The 16409-nt window shown below is 35.5% G+C and carries 30 protein-coding genes, 1 tRNA gene and 1 pseudogene; 12 read left to right on the plus strand and 20 right to left on the minus strand.

Annotated elements, in window-relative coordinates; translation table 11 throughout:
* The first annotated feature begins 3 nt into the window (after positions 1 to 3).
* The 6 genes and pseudogenes from ACUXZJ_RS11935 to ACUXZJ_RS11960 all read left to right on the plus strand — a co-directional run.
* Entirely contained in the window at positions 4 to 459 is a 456-nt protein-coding gene (locus ACUXZJ_RS11935) for a phage protein Gp36 family protein (RefSeq protein ID WP_089047009.1), read from the plus strand.
* Entirely contained in the window at positions 459 to 1670 is a 1212-nt protein-coding gene (locus tag ACUXZJ_RS11940) for a phage portal protein family protein (RefSeq protein ID WP_089047010.1), read from the plus strand. The genes ACUXZJ_RS11935 and ACUXZJ_RS11940 overlap by 1 nt, the downstream gene beginning before the upstream one ends.
* 86 nt (positions 1671 to 1756) lie before the next feature.
* Positions 1757 to 2563, plus strand: coding sequence for a phage head morphogenesis protein (locus ACUXZJ_RS11945; protein WP_446195092.1), 807 nt, complete (start codon positions 1757 to 1759; stop codon positions 2561 to 2563).
* A 151-nt stretch (positions 2564 to 2714) separates the two neighbouring features.
* A complete protein-coding gene (locus tag ACUXZJ_RS11950; protein ID WP_089047012.1) occupies positions 2715 to 3053 on the plus strand; it encodes a CdiA C-terminal domain-containing protein in 339 nt (112 codons plus the stop codon).
* A gap of 91 nt (positions 3054 to 3144) precedes the next feature.
* Complete coding sequence (locus ACUXZJ_RS11955) at positions 3145 to 3420, plus strand: hypothetical protein (protein ID WP_089047013.1); 276 nt, start codon at positions 3145 to 3147, stop codon at positions 3418 to 3420.
* Between the two features lie 58 nt (positions 3421 to 3478).
* Positions 3479 to 3661: pseudogene (locus ACUXZJ_RS11960) on the plus strand (IS982 family transposase); the annotation flags it as partial.
* On the opposite strand, the gene ACUXZJ_RS11965 reads toward ACUXZJ_RS11960, so the two are convergent.
* A complete protein-coding gene (locus ACUXZJ_RS11965; RefSeq protein WP_318257259.1) occupies positions 3641 to 3814 on the minus strand; it encodes a hypothetical protein in 174 nt (57 codons plus the stop codon). The pseudogene ACUXZJ_RS11960 and the gene ACUXZJ_RS11965 sit on opposite strands and share 21 nt — an antisense overlap.
* Before the next feature lie 34 nt (positions 3815 to 3848).
* Here ACUXZJ_RS11965 and ACUXZJ_RS11970 point away from each other — a divergent pair, with 34 nt between their 5' ends.
* Both ACUXZJ_RS11970 and ACUXZJ_RS11975 read left to right on the plus strand, forming a co-directional pair.
* The gene (locus ACUXZJ_RS11970) at positions 3849 to 4400 is read left to right on the plus strand and encodes a hypothetical protein (protein ID WP_089047014.1); all 552 of its coding nucleotides are present in this window, start codon (positions 3849 to 3851) and stop codon (positions 4398 to 4400) included.
* Complete coding sequence (locus tag ACUXZJ_RS11975) at positions 4397 to 4846, plus strand: hypothetical protein (RefSeq protein WP_444671116.1); 450 nt, start codon at positions 4397 to 4399, stop codon at positions 4844 to 4846. Before ACUXZJ_RS11970 ends, ACUXZJ_RS11975 begins: the two co-directional genes overlap by 4 nt.
* Here the strand turns inward: ACUXZJ_RS11975 and ACUXZJ_RS11980 are convergent.
* The 17 genes from ACUXZJ_RS11980 to ACUXZJ_RS12060 form a co-directional block, all read right to left on the minus strand.
* Positions 4843 to 5088, minus strand: coding sequence for a hypothetical protein (locus ACUXZJ_RS11980; protein ID WP_089047016.1), 246 nt, complete (start codon positions 5086 to 5088; stop codon positions 4843 to 4845). The genes ACUXZJ_RS11975 and ACUXZJ_RS11980 overlap by 4 nt on opposite strands.
* Before the next feature lie 62 nt (positions 5089 to 5150).
* Entirely contained in the window at positions 5151 to 5342 is a 192-nt protein-coding gene (locus ACUXZJ_RS11985; RefSeq protein WP_089047017.1) for a hypothetical protein, read from the minus strand.
* A 108-nt stretch (positions 5343 to 5450) separates the two neighbouring features.
* Positions 5451 to 5774, minus strand: a complete 324-nt coding sequence (locus ACUXZJ_RS11990) for a hypothetical protein (protein WP_089047018.1) — start codon at positions 5772 to 5774, stop codon at positions 5451 to 5453.
* An 8-nt stretch (positions 5775 to 5782) separates the two neighbouring features.
* Positions 5783 to 6070: a hypothetical protein gene (locus tag ACUXZJ_RS11995; protein WP_089047019.1), complete on the minus strand. Its 288-nt coding sequence runs from the start codon at positions 6068 to 6070 to the stop codon at positions 5783 to 5785.
* Between the two features lies 1 nt (position 6071).
* Positions 6072 to 6356 carry a hypothetical protein gene (locus ACUXZJ_RS12000; protein WP_123867681.1) on the minus strand — a complete coding sequence of 95 codons (285 nt, stop codon included), beginning with the start codon at positions 6354 to 6356 and terminating at the stop codon, positions 6072 to 6074.
* 17 nt (positions 6357 to 6373) lie between these two features.
* The gene (locus ACUXZJ_RS12005) at positions 6374 to 6811 is read right to left on the minus strand and encodes a hypothetical protein (RefSeq protein WP_089047021.1); all 438 of its coding nucleotides are present in this window, start codon (positions 6809 to 6811) and stop codon (positions 6374 to 6376) included.
* Complete coding sequence (locus ACUXZJ_RS12010; protein WP_089047022.1) at positions 6812 to 7144, minus strand: hypothetical protein; 333 nt, start codon at positions 7142 to 7144, stop codon at positions 6812 to 6814.
* The gene (locus ACUXZJ_RS12015; RefSeq protein ID WP_446195098.1) at positions 7141 to 7326 is read right to left on the minus strand and encodes a hypothetical protein; all 186 of its coding nucleotides are present in this window, start codon (positions 7324 to 7326) and stop codon (positions 7141 to 7143) included. Before ACUXZJ_RS12015 ends, ACUXZJ_RS12010 begins: the two co-directional genes overlap by 4 nt.
* Before the next feature lie 121 nt (positions 7327 to 7447).
* Positions 7448 to 7918 carry a hypothetical protein gene (locus tag ACUXZJ_RS12020; RefSeq protein WP_089047024.1) on the minus strand — a complete coding sequence of 157 codons (471 nt, stop codon included), beginning with the start codon at positions 7916 to 7918 and terminating at the stop codon, positions 7448 to 7450.
* A 153-nt stretch (positions 7919 to 8071) separates the two neighbouring features.
* Positions 8072 to 8128, minus strand: a tRNA-OTHER gene (locus tag ACUXZJ_RS12025).
* Positions 8129 to 8148: 20 nt separating this feature from the next.
* Positions 8149 to 8349 carry a hypothetical protein gene (locus tag ACUXZJ_RS12030; protein ID WP_089047025.1) on the minus strand — a complete coding sequence of 67 codons (201 nt, stop codon included), beginning with the start codon at positions 8347 to 8349 and terminating at the stop codon, positions 8149 to 8151.
* 2 nt (positions 8350 to 8351) lie between these two features.
* On the minus strand, positions 8352 to 9014 hold the full coding sequence (locus ACUXZJ_RS12035; protein ID WP_446195100.1) for a DUF3164 family protein: 663 nt from the start codon (positions 9012 to 9014) through the stop codon (positions 8352 to 8354).
* 2 nt (positions 9015 to 9016) lie between these two features.
* Positions 9017 to 9190 (minus strand): hypothetical protein, encoded by a 174-nt coding sequence (locus tag ACUXZJ_RS12040; RefSeq protein ID WP_444647733.1) that lies wholly within the window; start codon positions 9188 to 9190, stop codon positions 9017 to 9019.
* Positions 9177 to 9524, minus strand: coding sequence for a hypothetical protein (locus ACUXZJ_RS12045; RefSeq protein WP_446195102.1), 348 nt, complete (start codon positions 9522 to 9524; stop codon positions 9177 to 9179). Before ACUXZJ_RS12045 ends, ACUXZJ_RS12040 begins: the two co-directional genes overlap by 14 nt.
* On the minus strand, positions 9511 to 10131 hold the full coding sequence (locus tag ACUXZJ_RS12050) for a hypothetical protein (protein WP_446195104.1): 621 nt from the start codon (positions 10129 to 10131) through the stop codon (positions 9511 to 9513). Before ACUXZJ_RS12050 ends, ACUXZJ_RS12045 begins: the two co-directional genes overlap by 14 nt.
* A 20-nt stretch (positions 10132 to 10151) precedes the next feature.
* Positions 10152 to 11054: an AAA family ATPase gene (locus ACUXZJ_RS12055; RefSeq protein WP_446195106.1), complete on the minus strand. Its 903-nt coding sequence runs from the start codon at positions 11052 to 11054 to the stop codon at positions 10152 to 10154.
* Positions 11055 to 11065: 11 nt separating this feature from the next.
* A complete protein-coding gene (locus tag ACUXZJ_RS12060; protein ID WP_446195108.1) occupies positions 11066 to 13108 on the minus strand; it encodes a hypothetical protein in 2043 nt (680 codons plus the stop codon).
* A gap of 112 nt (positions 13109 to 13220) precedes the next feature.
* Here ACUXZJ_RS12060 and ACUXZJ_RS12065 point away from each other — a divergent pair, with 112 nt between their 5' ends.
* From ACUXZJ_RS12065 to ACUXZJ_RS12075, 3 genes are all read left to right on the plus strand, one after another.
* Positions 13221 to 13505 (plus strand): hypothetical protein, encoded by a 285-nt coding sequence (locus tag ACUXZJ_RS12065; RefSeq protein WP_446195110.1) that lies wholly within the window; start codon positions 13221 to 13223, stop codon positions 13503 to 13505.
* A gap of 115 nt (positions 13506 to 13620) precedes the next feature.
* The gene (locus ACUXZJ_RS12070; RefSeq protein ID WP_446195112.1) at positions 13621 to 13962 is read left to right on the plus strand and encodes a hypothetical protein; all 342 of its coding nucleotides are present in this window, start codon (positions 13621 to 13623) and stop codon (positions 13960 to 13962) included.
* Positions 13963 to 14079: 117 nt separating this feature from the next.
* A complete protein-coding gene (locus ACUXZJ_RS12075) occupies positions 14080 to 14424 on the plus strand; it encodes a hypothetical protein (protein WP_127821673.1) in 345 nt (114 codons plus the stop codon).
* 35 nt (positions 14425 to 14459) lie between these two features.
* Here the strand turns inward: ACUXZJ_RS12075 and ACUXZJ_RS12080 are convergent, their stop codons facing one another.
* Both ACUXZJ_RS12080 and ACUXZJ_RS12085 read right to left on the minus strand, forming a co-directional pair.
* Positions 14460 to 14960 carry a hypothetical protein gene (locus ACUXZJ_RS12080; protein WP_446195114.1) on the minus strand — a complete coding sequence of 167 codons (501 nt, stop codon included), beginning with the start codon at positions 14958 to 14960 and terminating at the stop codon, positions 14460 to 14462.
* A 4-nt stretch (positions 14961 to 14964) separates the two neighbouring features.
* Positions 14965 to 15144 (minus strand): hypothetical protein, encoded by a 180-nt coding sequence (locus ACUXZJ_RS12085; protein ID WP_089047033.1) that lies wholly within the window; start codon positions 15142 to 15144, stop codon positions 14965 to 14967.
* Positions 15145 to 15265: 121 nt separating this feature from the next.
* Here ACUXZJ_RS12085 and ACUXZJ_RS12090 point away from each other — a divergent pair, with 121 nt between their 5' ends.
* Positions 15266 to 15937, plus strand: coding sequence for a LexA family transcriptional regulator (locus ACUXZJ_RS12090; protein ID WP_446195116.1), 672 nt, complete (start codon positions 15266 to 15268; stop codon positions 15935 to 15937).
* The last annotated feature ends 472 nt before the right edge of the window (positions 15938 to 16409 follow it).

Raw genomic sequence — 16409 nt, forward strand, 5'->3', positions numbered from 1 at the left:
AATATGTTTTTAAGCAAAGAAGAATTAGGGAGTGTCATGTATGGTTATCAGATTGACCAAATTACACAGCACAATGATTTCATTGTACAGCAAGCCATACAAACGGCAATTATTGAAGTAAAAAGCTACCTAACAGGTAACAATCGTAAGGAGTGGATGGATGGTCGTATCGTGTACGACGTGAACGCTATTTTTTCTGCCCAAGGCGATAGTAGAAATGCAATGATTTTAGAAACAACCAAAACTGTAGCCAAATGGTGGCTCGTACAACTTTGTAATGCCGATATAATTTACGAGCAAACTAAGGAACGTTACGATCGTTCTATTACTTGGCTTAATAAGCTAGCCAAAGGCAATATAACCCTTGATGATTTACCACAATTAACCCAACAAGATAGCACCATAGAAAAGCAACCTTTTAGCATGGGTTCAAAACCAAAATTTAACCATGAGTACTAATGGATAGACGAAAAAAACATACCGCACAATTTTCTAAAAAAGGGGATAAACCTACTGCAATTGCTACTAATTCACGAATTACTACAAGTATTGCGCCAAAATCGGTAGCACGCACCCGTCAAGACATTGTAAGCTGGAATCGTGCTTTAACAATGGCACGAAAAGCGGAAGCCCCAAAACGATGGCAATTGTACAATTTGTACGATGAAATAATGCTCGATGCGTTGTTGAAGTCGCAAATTGAAAATCGCATGCTCAAATGTTTAGCACAAGCCTTTACCCTGAGTGATGAAAAAGGGGTAATAGACGAAGAGGCAACCAATTTACTCCAGAATCAAATTTGGGTAAATGAAATTAATAAGCAAATTTTAAACACGCGCTACTATGGGCATTCGCTAGTTGAATTTAATTACAATGACAAAGGTGTTTTAGTCGCTTCACTCATTCCCCGCCAAAATGTGGATCCAGCAAACGGATTATTTTACAAAGATTATTCCGAAGACAAAGGGTACAATTACCGATTAATGTCTGAGTACGGCACTTGGCTTGTAGAGTTTGGCGATACTAATGATTTAGGATTGCTCAACCATGCCGTGCCACACGTATTGTTTAAGCGGTTTGCACAAGCCTGCTGGAGTGAATTGTGCGAAATATACGGCATTCCACCAAGATACATGAAAACCAATACAAACGACCCTAACATGGTACGTCGTGCAGAACGCATGATGCGCGATATGGGTGCGGCGGCTTGGTTTATCATTGATGAATCTGAAAAATTTGAGTTTGCACAAACCACAGCAACTAATGGGGATGTGTATAATAATCTAATCACGCTGTGCAATAATGAAAATTCGTTGTTAATCTCAGGGGCTATCATAGGTCAGGATACTAAAAATGGATCCAGGTCAAAGGATGAAAGTTCGCAAGATATGTTGCAAACACTTGTGGAAAGTGATTTGAGTTTGCTAGAACAATACTGGAACTCAACCATTATCCCTGCGCTTATAAACATAGGAGTTTTAAGCAAACCACTAGTATTTAGCTACCCAAAAGCGAAAAACTTAGACGTGTTGTGGCAACGTACCAAAGATGCGCTTCAAAAGTACGATGTAAACCCTGAGTGGATTAAAGACACCTTTGGGATTGATGTGGTGGGATTTTCAAGAGACAATCAAACCACACAAAAACTGAATTTAGATTTTTTCGACTAAGCCCCAAAGCCTATTTTGGGGCAATGCATCAATCTTTAATTCGTCAATATACGAAATGCAATTGCTCTAGTTGCAATTCGTACCAATTGGCATTGCAAGATGATGATGCTTTTAAAAAGGTTTTAAAAGTAGCTCAAAAGGCTTTTAAAACACTTTACGAAAAAGGTACGTACAAGCCAAATGATAGTCTTGAAGTAGAAGCTTATAAAGAGTTGACCACAATTACTGCAGGTGTTCTGCAAAAAGGTATTACCCATGAAGTGCCTGCGGAACTAAAGAACTATTTGGATAAAGATGTTTTTGTTTTTAGCGGTCTGAAAACGCACGCACAATTATCCGAAGCACGTAGTTATTTGAAGGATGAAAGAGGAGATGTAAGAAGTTATGAGGACTTTGAGCGTTTGGTTACTAAATTGAACGAAAATTATAATCGGAATTATTTGGAAGCCGAATACTTGTTTGCCACCAGTTCCGCTCAAAGTGCTTCAAACTGGCACCAGTTTAGCGATGATACTAAACGCTATTACTTGCAATATCGTACCGCTAGTGATGACCGTGTAAGGGATAGTCACAGGGTTTTGCACAATGTAACACTCCCTAAGGACGACCCTTTTTGGGATTATTATTACACCCCTAACGGCTGGCGTTGTAGATGCCAGGTAATAGAAGTATTGGCAAACAAAAACACCAAAAGTAATAGCGTGGAAGCTATGGCTAAAGGGGATAAAGCGACTACTATTATTGGTAAAAATGGTAAAGAAAACAAACTATTTCAGTTTAATCCTGGTAAAACAAAAACGGTATTCCCGCCTAATCATGCTTATTCGAAAGTAGTAGGCGCAAAAGAGGTTGAAAAGGTTTTAAAGAAAGGGTTAACTGATAGGGTTAACTGATAGGTATGCGAATTATAGTTTTGAAAAATCTAAAGAAGTAAAAGGGAAAGGTGTTTTAGAAATTTTTACTACGGGCAAGCAAAATCCGCACGAGTTTAAAAACAACAAAGAGGCATTACTAATATTAGCAAATAAGGGTGATCGTTATAGGATGCTTCCCGTTATTGAAGATGGTAGTAAAAATCCTGACGCCTTCAATTTAGACACCAAAGAACTTGTTGATGTGAAAGTACCAACAAAAACCAACGGCAAAAACATTGTTCAATCAGGATTTAAAGAGGCAAGTAGTCAAGGTGCATCAGAGATTATTTTACATCTAAAGAACAAACCTGATAGTTATAGGGATATGTTTATTGCGCTAAAAAACACTATCAAACAGAATCGAGGTAAGGGAATTAAAAGTGCAGTAGTTATATACCCCAACGGAAATATCAAAAAATATGATATTGAAAAATTTAGAAAGAAATTAAATAACAAGGGGGCAAATTGAATAAATCAACTTGCCCCCCGAGGGGTAGAATGCCGAAAACGACAAACTACCAAGTCACAAATATACAAATTATAATAAATATTGCAAGTGTATGAAAAAAGATAAGTTAAAATTAAAAATCACCATTCAAATAGAGAAAAATGGTCAGCTTTTAGAACCTATGCACGGTAATCAATTAATACAAGAATTTGAATTAGAAAAAAATCAAATTAATGATTCTATTTGGTTCAGTGTTTTTACACTCCTAAATACACTCCCTTTTGAGTTAAGAAAAATATTAATCAATAAAGGGGTGATTTCAAATCGAAAAGGTTGTCTGACTTTCAGGACAATGCTTTGTAACGTCCTTTGGAATAAAACGAAATAACTTCTTTAAGTTTACTATTTAATTCTTTATTATGTGATTTAAGTTTAATTGTTAAATGGATACTTTAGAACAAAAAAATGAAAAACTAAAAATGAGAAAAAGGGTAGAAACAACAATAAGCGATATTAAAAAAATGTTTCCAAGAACTATACATGCAATAACTTTAGAAGGTTTTCTAATAAAACTTACATTATTTGTCTTTGGCTTGCAATTAAATAAATTAACTAGCAACTTGAATTAAATAGTAATCAATATAGATTGTACAGTTTTTATATGTCATTTGAAGTCTATTTAATTTATTCCAAAATTCGGAATTTATTCCAAAATGTTTGATGCTATAATTTTCAGGAAGTAACTCTTCATCGAAATGAAATTTTTGAGAATAACCTTTCATAATTTTTTTACTAATTGTTTTAAGCAAATATAAAATGAAAATTGAAGATTTTTTACAAAACTTCCTAACGGATGTAAAAGTAGAGCTCCATCAAAACTTTGATAGAAATTTTGAGCGCAAGGCATTTTTTACCCAGCGCTGGGCTTCTAGTTCATTTCCTAACCGAAAAGGCTCACCGCTTATGCGTACAGGTACTTTAAGGCGTTCCATCAATGCCAAAGTACAAGGCATGAATATTGTTTTTTCGAGTAGTGTACCTTATGCCGATATTCAAAACGAAGGGGGTGAGATTGTGATTACTGAGAAAATGAAAAAATTCTTTTGGGCAATGTACTATAAAAATGCTGGAGCAGTAACCTACAATGTCCGGGCAAGAGCTATGGCTAATACAGAACGCAATAGACGGTTAACTGCTGAAGCTGAAAAATGGAAAGCCTTAGCCTTGCAACCCACAGGTAAGGTGATGAAAATTACCAAACGCCAATTTATAGGGGACCACCCGATGACTAGGGCAATTATTAAAAGAGAATTTTATAAAAACACAGAAGCTTTAAAGCAGATTATCCTTAACATGCATAACCAATGAAAACGATTTTACTGAATTTACAAAAGGAATTATCCCAAATAGAAGGTTTATTTATAGACGAAAACTGGGGACAACTAGACTACTACAGCCCTAATATGCCTGTGCAATGGCCGTGTTGTTTGATTGATGTACATAGTGCTGATTATTCTAATATGGGTATAAATACGAATCAAACCCCCATAAATAGACAAAATGCCCAAGTACTCGCACGCATAACCATTGCTAACATGAAGCTAACAAATACAAGTTTTAACGCTCCACAAGCACAAAAAGAATATGCGTGGAGCATTTGGGATTTGATAGAGGAAATTCACGGTAAATTGCAGGGATTTAATCCTTCCGATACGAGTGGTCGTATGATACGAAAAAGTTTGCAACGCACCCAGCGTGACGATGGGGTCCAGGAATACGAAGTTGCGTATGCTTTTGAAATTAGAAATATTTAATGAAACAACGACAACTGCTGTTGTTGTGCCATTTCTACTTTTTGCATTTCTTTTTTTACAGGAGTGTTTAATATCGTGTAAAGCGTAGCCATACTAATTCCGAATTTTGGATAGATATGTTTTCGCCAAATGACAGTCATGGGGATGTCTTCAGTATTATGTTGGCTCAGTTCGTCCAACACTAATTGATAACGGTACAAGGTATTGCGTTTTGCGCCTAATTTTCTATTAACTACTGACATATAGGCAAAAATAAGAAAAAGGGAGCGAAACCAGAAAAGTTTGAATACAAAAAAAACGCCGATTATGGCGTTTTTTTTCCTAACAAAAATCCAAGTTGAAAATTAGTCTTAGCGTTGTGTTTTTTCCTAATTTTTTTCAACTCTTTTTCTATATAACTTAAGCTATTAGGCGTTATGCCATCATTAGCAAGCATTTCGGCAATTTCTTTTTGTGTAAAGCCTTCTTTCAAGTAATTTAAAATCTTTTCTTCCATTTTACCAAATTATTAAAATTGTTGCTATAATTATAAAACTTAATACCGTTCCCGCCATCATCCCATTAACGAAGGATTGACGTTTTTCGATTTTTAAAAGTTCTTTAGTCATATTACATTTTTTTCTAGCGTCACCTTATCCTCTGTGACTACAATTATTTCATTAGATTCTTCTTTTTTGACAATAAAAATCATTGGTTTGTGCCATTTAAGATGGCGAAAAACTAAGTCTATTGCGTTTTCTAAACTTCGTAGGTGGCTTTCTTCAACTGTTAGTTGTTTAGCTAGATTTTCAACTTCTTCTTTTTGAGCTTCTATTTTATTAAAAGCTTCGATTATAAAGCTTTTTGCTCTTTGTTCGTCTCTATCTATTTCATTGACTATCCCACTATAAGATAAATCATTGAAATTGAAATTATTTTCTTGTGCCATTAGTTATTTTACTCGTTTAGTATTTTTAAAGCTGCATTAATATAACCTTGAGCTGTTTCAGAATTTATAAGATCAAAAGCTTTATTTTGTTTTTCTTCTGTTTCAAAAAGGAGTTTATTAACGATTTTGAAATCATGAATATAAAACACAATTTGTATAGCTTCCGTTTCATCATCATCATCTAAGCATTTTTCGAGTAATACTTGATATTTTTCTAATTCTATTGTTTTGAAATTAATTTGTTTTTGCATTGCTTTTATTTTTAAATTACTTATAGTATTAAATTTTAGTTTCATCTTAAATCACATTTAAAACAGGATAAATATCTAGGTAAATGACATCTTCAATATAGAAAGATATTGCCCCATTATCTACTTTGTCAAATTCCTTTAGTTTTGGATGCTTAGATCTTCCCGTATAGCTATTTACTGCTTGTTCAAAATGTTTTTTTATCACTTTCTTTGCCGTTGCTAAATCTGACACTAGGGAGCAGTTTAATTCCTTCAACTCGTTCAGGCAAATCTCTTGAATTTTGTTTTTTGTAGTATAGGTTCTCGAAACCTTTATGAAATATTGTGCCATATTTTTTTATTTTTAAATTACTTATCCCACCATCTTTGATTTATAAAAACCTCTGCATAAGGAAAAGCTGTTCCTTCTTTTGCTTTTAGTTTTTTGTATTCGGGTAGATTCATTAATAGCTTAATCTTTTCGCTTTCTTTGAGTTTTTCCCATTTGTCACGGGCTATTTTCTTTTTACTTAGAGCATTGTAAGGATAAAGCTTCCAAAACACCTCGAACTCAATATTCGGCTCTCCAACTTCTATTTGAACGTGTTTATATTCGGTTTTCCAATTTTTTATATGACTTTCTTTCCAAGGAAATTTGCCCTTTAAGTATAAAAACTCTTCTTGCTTTTCGCTTAATTCTCCATCGAGTGCTTTAAAAGCAATTAAAACACCTTTTAAATTGTATTTAAACTGCCATATTTCACCCGACGGCATTTTGACACTGTATATAGTTGTGAGTTGTTCCATTTAAGCTAATTTTTGATTTAATTCATCAATTGTCTTTTGAATTTGTTGCTTTATATAAACATCAGTTACCCCTTTAATTTCTTGAAGCAAAAGAAGCTCTAATAAATGCGCTTCGTGGTATTTGAAAGTGAGTGTCACTTTTTTATTACTATCAAACAAATTCATTTTTGATTTTACAGACACGCATTTGGATTCTAGCTTATTGACTATGTCAATAGCTATTGATAGGGTAGCCTTTTCTTTTCTGTCTTTAGGTTTGCTATTATAAATAGGTAATAATGTGGCTGTAATTATTCCTAATGCATCTGGACGTAACTTTATAGATGTTTTCATCTGTTTGTTTTAAAATAACTGATTAATTTTTCTAATCGCTCTATTTCACTTTTGTAAAATTTAATGTCTTTTTTTAATTGAGCATTTTCCTGCGTTTCCTTTTGATAATCCTTACTAATTCTTTCATAAATAACTATTAGCTCTTCTTTTGAAAGTTCGTTTGTCTTGAACAAGTCGCTCATCTGCAATCTGTTTTAGGTTCGGTTAATAAAGCACCACAATCAAGGCATTTTACGGCGGTGGTTTCGCAGGTGCAAAATGCTTTAAGCACTTTAATTACGGTGCGCTTGTGCTTGCAGTTTTTTAAATGCTCATTTTCCATGCTGCTACTCCTTCAAGGGCAACTATAATTTTAGTCACTTCTTCCTTGGTCATTTTGTTGAGTGGTTTTTGAACAGGTGATCGTTTGGAATGCAGAAAACGGCAAAACCACCCTTTCATATCTGCTACTTCGCCCCAGCGATGGTGGTTTATCGTAATATTTGCGGTACGTAATACGGATAGTATTTTTACGTGCTGTGGATTTTTAGGGTCAAAATTACCCCAGTTCGCCTCGTGTGAGGATTCTTGTTTTTGTCCATCAAATTCCCTCATTATTTTGGTAGCTTGCGCTTGGGTTAGTTTGTTAATTGAGCTGGTAGCTCCATTGGTCGCTTGAAGGATTAATTTGTCCTTAAACGCCATATCGTAATTACAAAGTTTAAGAATGCTCTTTTTTTGATGGTCAGTTATTTGACCATTCGGATCATACACAGGTTTTACTTTTGTTGTCATCGCTTTAAAATATATTTTATGGGTTTATCTTCTTTTCTGTTTTTGGAAAGTTCCAAGGCTTTTTGTCTTGCGAGTTTCATTTCTTCAAAAATGGTGGTGCCGTCGTTGGGTTTGTTTTTTTGTTTACCTAGTCGCATTATTTTTAAAATTTAGTTCCCAAGGCAGGATTCGAACCTGCATCATGTGTTTTTCCATTTAAACTACTTGGGGTCACCAATCAACCAAAAAACTCAAATCTTATAGGTTGCCCTAGTGTGCTTTTTAAAAGCTTTATTTTCTATTACCGTACGTTTGTACAACTCGAAGGCTTTGCGTTCTTGTGAGGTTAGTTCTAAGTGCGAAAACCAATGGTTATAACTGTTTTTGTACACTTCTTTACCATTCACTAAATAGCTTTCGTGGTCGGTTTTGGGTTCAATTACAATGCTCATGACTATACGGTGAAACGGAATTTTATTTTTTTAGTTAAACCATCCATTTGTATAAACTTCCATCCGCTCACATACATGCTATTCTGTCTGCGTTGCTGTGCGTTGAAAATGATTTCTAAACCTTCGTTGAATTCATCGGACTTAAAGTCTTCACGGAGCTTGCTCAATTCGATTATTTTCACGGGGTTCAACATTTTCGTTTTGGCATTAGGTTTCAAAAATGTATTCACCATCTTTGTTAACTTTTTTACGTTTTCATCATCCGAAGCTAGGGAGTTGATGAATTCTCTAATTTTTTCAACGCCTTCGTTTTCCGTACCGTCAAAACCTATCGTTACATTGTACCCTATGGTAATGCTTGCAGAACCATCGGCAAGAGTACTGGTGTGACTGTCTTGTGAATTTACCTTGTTTCCGTAGGTTTCTGCTTTCAGCTCACGGATAAGTTGGTACTCATTAAACAATTGACTGATGACTTTTTCAACGCTTTGATGCTTTTCAACCAAAGGGTCAATGTGTTTTAAAACAAAGTCCTCAGAGAGTTCTTTCAAAGCCTTTACATTCTCGGCTTTGGTTTCTTTTTCCTGCCTGTCTAATTCTTTTGCATCGTTTAATAGCGCTTTGCGCTCTTCGGGGGTCAATTGTGATAAATCTATTTTACTCATGGTTACACTTTTATTTTTTCTAACTCTAATTCTTCTAACTCTATAATTTTGCGGACATAGTAGTCTCTGTTTTGTTTTTTTTCGGCATACTGAACGTGGTTGAGTCTTTCGTGTTGCTGGAGCCAAGTGTTTAGCTCTTGTATTTTGAGCTCCAGCCATTCTTTAGTTACATTCATAGTTATTTATTATGGTGGTTATTTTAGCGTTTCTTACTAATGCTTTTTGATGGCGGTTAAAAATTTTTACCGTACAATCTGCATAAAGCTCTCGGTAATCTTCGGGTGTTATATTGGGGTCTTTTTGATATTCTTTTGCCATTTCTAAAAATTCAGCTTCTAATTTTCGATATTCCATCAAAAAGTATTTGTTAATGGGTGCGTTAGCCAGTAAACTTTGTAGTTCTTGTTCATAATTTTTAGTGCAAAAATCAGTACACCAGTGCATATAGGTTTCAAAAAGCATTGAGCTATATTGCTCAGGGTGTATATTAAGTAGATTAATTATTTTCATCGTTTAAAATTTCTGTGCCGTGATATAAAACTGCTTTTTCTTCATTTATAGGGATTGTTCCTCCAGGACATCTACCTCCCACAATTCCCGCATTGCCTACAACACGAATGTAGATGTCTGATAGTTTTTTGATAAATCGTCCTATTGCTCCATCAGGTTCTTTTCTATCTTCATGAGAAAGAAAGATGATTAGTTTGTTATGGTGTTTTTGTCGAAAAGCTAAGAACTTCGCTTTGTTTAATTCGTCAGCATAGGCGGAAACGTTATCGATAAAAACTATTTTAGGGCATTTCTTTTTGCTCAGGCGTTCATCTAAAGCTTCAAAATCAAGATACCTTATAGGCTTTAATTTTTTGTTGCTATGCTGAATTCCTGCACGTTTGCATGCTTGGACAAATGATTTACGCACACCTTCCTCAGCGCTTACGTATAAAACTTCTTTAAATTGACTTAGGTAATCGGCTAGTTGAAGAGACAAAGTGGTTTTTCCTTGTTTTTCGTTACCGTAAACAATCCACAAACCTGTTACTTCGGGCGCACCGAGTGTTTCCTTCCAAATACCTGAGAATTCAAAATCCTCAAAGGTTTGGTCGTAAACATTTTTCATATTTAGGGCTCTACTTGACATTATTGATTTTGAAATAGTATTAGTAAACTTTCTGCACGCCTTAAACCTCCAATTCGTTCGGTTTCGTCAGTGGTTAAACATTTTTTGGCAATAGTTGGTATCAACTTTTTGTCTTCGCAATTGACTGACAACACATCCATAATTAACTTATTGTAGAATTGCTTTTTCTCTTGCGGGTCGGTAGGTACTATGTTAGAATACTTATCAGAGAAACGTGAAAATATTTCTGAATACCCTACTTTTTTACTATTGATTCCTCTTCTTACTTTAGTTCTTAAGCCATCTGCTCCCATCAGATACCATGCGCAAGTATTTTCCGTGGCATTCCATAATTCTTTTAGTTCAAGGAACGCATCATATACAAGGTCACCCGCTTCATCAATAATAACAATAGGCTTAGGCAATGTTTTTAAGTAATACTTTACATTAGCAATCACATCGGCATACTTTCCTGTATTGTCTAACCCAATGGTTTTAGCAATTAACCGAATAAACAATTGCTTAGTTTTGGCTTGTGAGGCATCTACATAAAAACAGTTTTTAAGAATTCGTGACAAATGTTTTGCGGTAGTGGTTTTTCCTATGCTACAATCGTCGACAAAAATTCGGCTTTTTGAATTGTTTTGACAAAAAACAATGTCTTCTTCAATGGCGTTATACACTTCCGTTTTAGCAATGTTCCAAACTCTTTCGTATAAGTCGATGTTTAATTCACGACCCATTGTTAGCCACTGGTTGTCTTTGAGTAATCCATCACGTTTGCCATTTTTCAATTGCGACCAAACTGCATTGTTGATATTCCATTGTTTAGCAAACTGAGCATCGGATAAATCGTAGTTCTGACGAATGCGAATAAGCTCTGTAACTACCTTTTCTTTGAATTCTGCTGTAATTTGTATCATTTTGTGTTGTTTTAAAATCTGTCTATTAATGTTTTTGATTTGTAATTAGGTAATGTGGCTAGTTCTACGCCTGTATCCATATTGCCTAAATTTTCGACGGCTTCATTATCGCTTTTTCTTGCTTTTCGTTGCGCTCCCATTCCAGGTAGTTGAAACGATGTGCTTACCGTAACTGGGCGATTATCTATTACCGTCACCTTTTCAATTGTTCTAACTTGTTCCCTTTGGTAAGCTTCAATAGTGGCTACATAGGCACTCATAATTTTTTGAGCGTTCAAATCGTCCTCTGTTTGTTCATTCTTAGCACGATTATAGCGTGGTTTGGGTCTCGCTTCGCAGATATACTTTCCGTTTCTGTATATTAAGGCTTTGAAAATTTCACCGTAATTATCGTCTAACCAAAACACCTCAATTTTTTTACCCTCCACCTCATTCATTAATCTAATGAGTTTATCACCTGTGTAAATCATACCATTATCGCCTAGTAAAAACTCCGAGTATTGAAATTTTACAATCCCCGCCTTGCATGATGTTTCAGACTTGTACCCTAAATGCTGTAAAAAAGCTTTGTAATTTGTTGGGCGTGCATTCGGGTCTTGATTGTTTACGAAATAATCCCAACGGCTCACCGTTTTATCTTTAGTACTTGGCATATTATTCCAAATTACTATATCATTCAAACACTCGTTTACAATGCGCTCATACGGGAGAATTATCTTTTTTGTACTTCCCAGCTGATTGGCTTCACTTAGCGCATGGGGTCTGGCTAACCAGCCCTCTCTTTTCTTTTCTAAATCGTAGCGTAAAGGGCGGTAATACGCTTCAATGCGTTTCCCTCGTGCGTTATTAGCTTCAATTCGCACATCTTGAAACATTGTTCCCTCTCGTAAAAAGGTTTCGGTAAAACTGCTATTCAAAGAACTTTCACACTCTAACCCAAAAGGGAGTTGAAACCCCCACTCGTGGTAATTGCGGACTAATTGGCGGTAAAAATCAAGGATTAAACCCTCTTTTGTTTTACCATACACCCAACAGGTAAATGCGCCACTGGCTAAATCGATACCGTTGTAAAACCAAAGCCTTTTTGATTTGTCATATTCAAAAGGCGGTTGACGGTCATCGATGGAAATTAAAGAACCTGCAAACTCAGGGTTAATAAGCGAGTGATAAGGTTTGAATTTCTGCATCAATTTTTGACGGTCGCCACTCCTTTTAGCGTGAGTACCTATTTGGTTTTTCCATTGTGCCAAATATTTAGTTATTGTACCCTTGCTTATTTTTTTGAACTGCTTAGGTTCGTAAACCTCACCTGTTTTGTTGTTTATTACTTCCACATAACCCGCTAAAAAACCGTCGTACTGTTCTGCCACTTCGGTTTGTGTAGGCTTATGGCTTTGAGTTGCAAAAAGATTGTTCAGAAACTCCACCATTTCATCGGTTACGATGCGGGCATTTTGTTTGCCCGTTCCTTTTATATCTTTTACCAGTGCTACATACTCAAAGTCAATGAACTGTTTTAATTTTTCGGCAAACTTCCTTGGATTGGCAGGGAGGTTGTGCGTTAAATTGTACTTTCGCAATAAAACAGGGTTGAAATTTTGAACATCATAGCAAAGTGTCTTGATGATGTCTGATTTTTTACCACCCATTTTGATACGTTCGGTTTCTCGTAACTCTTTTAAGATTAAAACCGCTTTGAGCACACTTGCATTGATGTAATATTTTTGCTGTACTGTATCGTGTAACATACTACCATCATAGCGTTGAAAAGTGGAGTAATAATCTACTGCCTGTGCATCTATTTTGAAAAGAGGCTCTAATGGATGGCAGGCTTTTCGAGGGTCACCTAAATCCTTTTGAATATTAGGAGCAAGCGAATCAAAATACACTAGCAATCGCCTACCATTGCCACCTGATTGTGCTTTTTTTATTCCATATCCTTTCTTTTTATACCTTTCAATTTCACTTCTAAGCGTGTTAAGAGTATTGTAATGAATTGGCACGAGCTCTTCCCAGTCGACCACTATCGTATTATCTGACCATATTTGTGGCATACGCATTCATTTTGTTTGGTTATTTTGTTCCCGCCGTGGTGTCGAAACCACGCTAATGCCGTGGCGGGATAAATCACTATATTTGAAGTTCCTAATTTTAAATACTAGTGATATGGAAAAAAATGAGTTTGAAAGCATTAAGAACACTTTAGACCATTTATTAATTGAAACAGCTTTAAATACAGCCCTTTTAAAAACCCTAACGATTGGTTTTTTTGAGCTGGCTGACCACTGCCTTGATAAGGATGCGTTAGCCAACCTGAAGTCGAATCACTACAATACCTTATACGAGAAAAGCGCTCACGCATTAAATCAGCCTGACTATTTACACAACCCTTCGAGTGGTGTAAAAGCTCTTTTTGAACTACATTGTTTTGTTCAGGAGCATTTGAAATAATTGTTGTCATTGTATTTTGTTTTACTTAATTAGTTCCCGCCGTGGTATCGAAACCACGCTAAGCCGTGGCGGGATTTTACTATATTTGGGTTGTCAAACTTTAAAATATAGTGATATGTTGCCAGCTTATATTTTAACAGTCGATATTACGACTGTGGGCCAATCAATTTCTTATGAAGAATTTCGAGAGCAAGTTGCTCCTTATTTAACTTGCCTTGATGCGTTGAGGGGAGTTTTTCACCGCTCTCCTTGCAGTATAACTTATTATCCTCCCGAAGCTCCACAGTCCAAACACGAACTCGAAGAGTATTCGGTTCGGGCAGTTGTAGTCGTTTCGATAGGCAAACAAAGGGCTGAATATTTAAACACACTTTATGATGCAGTTGTGCGTTTGATAATGATTGAATTGTCTCATTTTGAAGTAAAAGCGGATTTGAATAAGTTTCAGTTTTCATAAATAGCTTTTGTTTTTTTAATTAATTTAAAATGTTTAGTTCCCGCCGTGGTGTCGAAACCACACTGAGCCGTGGCGGGATTTTACTATATTTAGGGTGTCTAATCAAAAAATATAGTTATGAAATGTTTGATGTTGCTTGACTTTGTTCTGTCTGAATCTAAAACCTACTCATCAGACCAGCAACGCCTCGACAATTTGTCGAAGCAGTTCGAAAATGCCCTGCTTCCATTACTGCAATTTTTTCATGTAACATATCAAAAATCAATTTTTCCTGATCGAGATGCGATTGCTGAGTTAACAGATGGCAAAAACGTAGGTAAGTTGCGCTACACAATATCGACTGAGGGATTAGCTCCTGTAGAGGTTTTGTATTTTTCTCAGATTTTGCAAGCCTATGCAAATCTCTTTGACCGTTTGGATTTTGTTTCCGTTTCATTTTTGTATGATTCTTGTTCATTTTAAATTACTTTTAAAAAGAGTTTAAATTGATGGTTTATTTACTGTTGGTATAATTTGTCTGTTATAATCATGCGCAGACTTTTATCCTCTATCAAACACACATACTTCATAATGTCGTTAACTCTCTCCACAGTAAGGCGGTTATGTTTGCGCTTGGGTGTTTGGGGTAATTCTTGGATTACTTGTTTCGTATTTCTGTTTTCAAGCTGTTCTATCACTAAATCCTCAGCCCAATCTCTAAAAAGCTTGGCTCTTTCGGATTTGATAAAGAAACCAAGGCGAACAATTCCACGTTTAGTCCAGAAAGTTTGGTGCGGTTGCGCCCCTTTACCAAGGGTGTTCAAAATTGTAACACCCTTTACAAAATGCTTACCTTCTATGAGGTCATTGGTGTTTTCTTGTATGTGTCTTCTTATAGTTACGTCCGAAATACCGTAAGCTGTAGCTACTTCTTTGCTAGTCATTAAAAACTCGTGGTCCGCAAAGGGTATAATTACTACCTCTAAATTATCAGCTACTTGTGTGGTGATTTTTTTCATTGTTTTATGCTTCTTGATTGTTATTGATTTCTTCTTGAAGTAGTTCTAAGGCACGTTTTCTAATTTTTAGCCCTAAATCGCTGTTGTTGAAGTAGCATAAAGAAGCATATACTGTTTGTCGGGTGGTTTTGCATTCTTGAGCAATTCGTTTGCTCATATCAGGGTGTATTTTTATTCTTTTCATATCTTTACCGTGTTAATTAATATTTTGTATTATTACCTGTTCTTGTATGATGCAAATATATTCACGTTTTTTGAATATTACCAAATTTCAATTCACTTTTTTTGAATTTATTTTTATTTATATGGATAAGTTACTCATTTTAAACAGTATAAAAAACCATCTAAACATACGTTTTGATAAAGAATTTGCAGAATTTTTAGGAATTAAGTCCACAACTTTAGCAATGTGGTACAAGCGAAACACTTATGATACAGAGTTATTATTCAATAAATGTGATTTTTTAAATGCAGAATGGTTGCTTACAGGCAATGGGGAAATGCTAAAAAGAGAATTTACGACAAATAGCCTAGAAATTGTAGATAAAGAATTTGAAGAAAAGGATGACCAAATAGATTTTATTCCTCTCATACCTATAGATGCTATGGCAGGTTATGGCACAGGGGAGGTTCAAATATCAAGAAAGAAACTTTTAAAGGGGTACAAAATACCTGAGTTCAAGCAACGTGGTGTTGAGTATATTATTCGTGTTAGTGGTTCGAGTATGTATCCGAAATACAGTAGCGGTGACCTACTTGGATGCAAAACAGTTAGAGACACTTCCTTTTTTCAATGGGGTAAGATATATGTTTTAGATACAGACCAAGGACCTATGGTGAAACGCTTATTTCCAGTTCCAGATAACGACGAATATCTTGAATGCAGGTCTGACAACAAAGATTATCCTCCTTTTAAAATCCACAAGGAATCTATTTACAATGTTGCCATTGTTATTGGTGTGCTTCGTATGGAGTAAACGTAAAAGAACAAACATTTTGTGAATGCTTATGCCGAAAAAACAACACAAAATCGGATGTGCGTGCGTTTTTTAATAATTCATTGAAAAATAAAATATTTAAAGTACTGTATATCAACACTAAAGGTGTTTTTTGTTTTCAAAAGCGGCATTCCCTAAAGGGGTACGTATCTGCAAAAAACGGCACTTTTTTAGGTTTTTTTGAACGCTAAAGGGGTGTATATCTGTATTCATTTACCCCGCTTTTGCGTCTCCAAATGCATCCCCAACTGCATCTGCAAAAACAAAAAACCTTAATAAATCAATTTTTTAAGAGGCGTGTGGATATTGCTTTAAAAGTGTTTTAGGGGTTATTTTAAAGGGGGTTAAGTTATGGGTGTAGTAAAGGGTTTTGCTTGCTTAAATCAAGGAAATTAAGGGGTTTGGGGTTGTTTTAAAGCAAAAGAAGGGGGTTTTGTATTAGCTTTATATG

The sequence above is a fragment of the Flavobacterium sp. TN-1 genome (assembly GCF_052828645.1).

Excerpts from the sequence above, each read along its gene's own strand:
- ACUXZJ_RS12085 (WP_089047033.1), bottom strand. The coding sequence starts at position 15,144 with ATGAAAAGAATAAAAATACACCCTGATATGAGCAAACGAATTGCTCAA.
- ACUXZJ_RS12020 (WP_089047024.1), bottom strand. The coding sequence starts at position 7,918 with ATGACAACAAAAGTAAAACCTGTGTATGATCCGAATGGTCAAATAACT.
- ACUXZJ_RS12065 (WP_446195110.1), top strand. The coding sequence starts at position 13,221 with ATGGAAAAAAATGAGTTTGAAAGCATTAAGAACACTTTAGACCATTTA.
- ACUXZJ_RS11935 (WP_089047009.1), top strand. The coding sequence starts at position 4 with ATGTTTTTAAGCAAAGAAGAATTAGGGAGTGTCATGTATGGTTATCAG.
- ACUXZJ_RS11980 (WP_089047016.1), bottom strand. The coding sequence starts at position 5,088 with ATGTCAGTAGTTAATAGAAAATTAGGCGCAAAACGCAATACCTTGTAC.
- ACUXZJ_RS11975 (WP_444671116.1), top strand. The coding sequence starts at position 4,397 with ATGAAAACGATTTTACTGAATTTACAAAAGGAATTATCCCAAATAGAA.
- ACUXZJ_RS12070 (WP_446195112.1), top strand. The coding sequence starts at position 13,621 with ATGTTGCCAGCTTATATTTTAACAGTCGATATTACGACTGTGGGCCAA.
- ACUXZJ_RS12060 (WP_446195108.1), bottom strand. The coding sequence starts at position 13,108 with ATGCCACAAATATGGTCAGATAATACGATAGTGGTCGACTGGGAAGAG.
- ACUXZJ_RS11965 (WP_318257259.1), bottom strand. The coding sequence starts at position 3,814 with ATGAAAGGTTATTCTCAAAAATTTCATTTCGATGAAGAGTTACTTCCT.
- ACUXZJ_RS12035 (WP_446195100.1), bottom strand. The coding sequence starts at position 9,014 with ATGAGTAAAATAGATTTATCACAATTGACCCCCGAAGAGCGCAAAGCG.
- ACUXZJ_RS12030 (WP_089047025.1), bottom strand. The coding sequence starts at position 8,349 with ATGAGCATTGTAATTGAACCCAAAACCGACCACGAAAGCTATTTAGTG.
- ACUXZJ_RS12080 (WP_446195114.1), bottom strand. The coding sequence starts at position 14,960 with ATGAAAAAAATCACCACACAAGTAGCTGATAATTTAGAGGTAGTAATT.
- ACUXZJ_RS12090 (WP_446195116.1), top strand. The coding sequence starts at position 15,266 with ATGGATAAGTTACTCATTTTAAACAGTATAAAAAACCATCTAAACATA.
- ACUXZJ_RS11985 (WP_089047017.1), bottom strand. The coding sequence starts at position 5,342 with ATGGAAGAAAAGATTTTAAATTACTTGAAAGAAGGCTTTACACAAAAA.
- ACUXZJ_RS11995 (WP_089047019.1), bottom strand. The coding sequence starts at position 6,070 with ATGAAACTAAAATTTAATACTATAAGTAATTTAAAAATAAAAGCAATG.
- ACUXZJ_RS12005 (WP_089047021.1), bottom strand. The coding sequence starts at position 6,811 with ATGGAACAACTCACAACTATATACAGTGTCAAAATGCCGTCGGGTGAA.
- ACUXZJ_RS12000 (WP_123867681.1), bottom strand. The coding sequence starts at position 6,356 with ATGGCACAATATTTCATAAAGGTTTCGAGAACCTATACTACAAAAAAC.
- ACUXZJ_RS12055 (WP_446195106.1), bottom strand. The coding sequence starts at position 11,054 with ATGATACAAATTACAGCAGAATTCAAAGAAAAGGTAGTTACAGAGCTT.
- ACUXZJ_RS11955 (WP_089047013.1), top strand. The coding sequence starts at position 3,145 with ATGAAAAAAGATAAGTTAAAATTAAAAATCACCATTCAAATAGAGAAA.
- ACUXZJ_RS12015 (WP_446195098.1), bottom strand. The coding sequence starts at position 7,326 with ATGAGCGACTTGTTCAAGACAAACGAACTTTCAAAAGAAGAGCTAATA.
- ACUXZJ_RS12010 (WP_089047022.1), bottom strand. The coding sequence starts at position 7,144 with ATGAAAACATCTATAAAGTTACGTCCAGATGCATTAGGAATAATTACA.
- ACUXZJ_RS11950 (WP_089047012.1), top strand. The coding sequence starts at position 2,715 with ATGCTTCCCGTTATTGAAGATGGTAGTAAAAATCCTGACGCCTTCAAT.
- ACUXZJ_RS12075 (WP_127821673.1), top strand. The coding sequence starts at position 14,080 with ATGAAATGTTTGATGTTGCTTGACTTTGTTCTGTCTGAATCTAAAACC.
- ACUXZJ_RS12040 (WP_444647733.1), bottom strand. The coding sequence starts at position 9,190 with ATGAATGTAACTAAAGAATGGCTGGAGCTCAAAATACAAGAGCTAAAC.
- ACUXZJ_RS11940 (WP_089047010.1), top strand. The coding sequence starts at position 459 with ATGGATAGACGAAAAAAACATACCGCACAATTTTCTAAAAAAGGGGAT.
- ACUXZJ_RS11970 (WP_089047014.1), top strand. The coding sequence starts at position 3,849 with ATGAAAATTGAAGATTTTTTACAAAACTTCCTAACGGATGTAAAAGTA.
- ACUXZJ_RS11990 (WP_089047018.1), bottom strand. The coding sequence starts at position 5,774 with ATGGCACAAGAAAATAATTTCAATTTCAATGATTTATCTTATAGTGGG.
- ACUXZJ_RS12050 (WP_446195104.1), bottom strand. The coding sequence starts at position 10,131 with ATGAAAAATGTTTACGACCAAACCTTTGAGGATTTTGAATTCTCAGGT.
- ACUXZJ_RS12045 (WP_446195102.1), bottom strand. The coding sequence starts at position 9,524 with ATGAAAATAATTAATCTACTTAATATACACCCTGAGCAATATAGCTCA.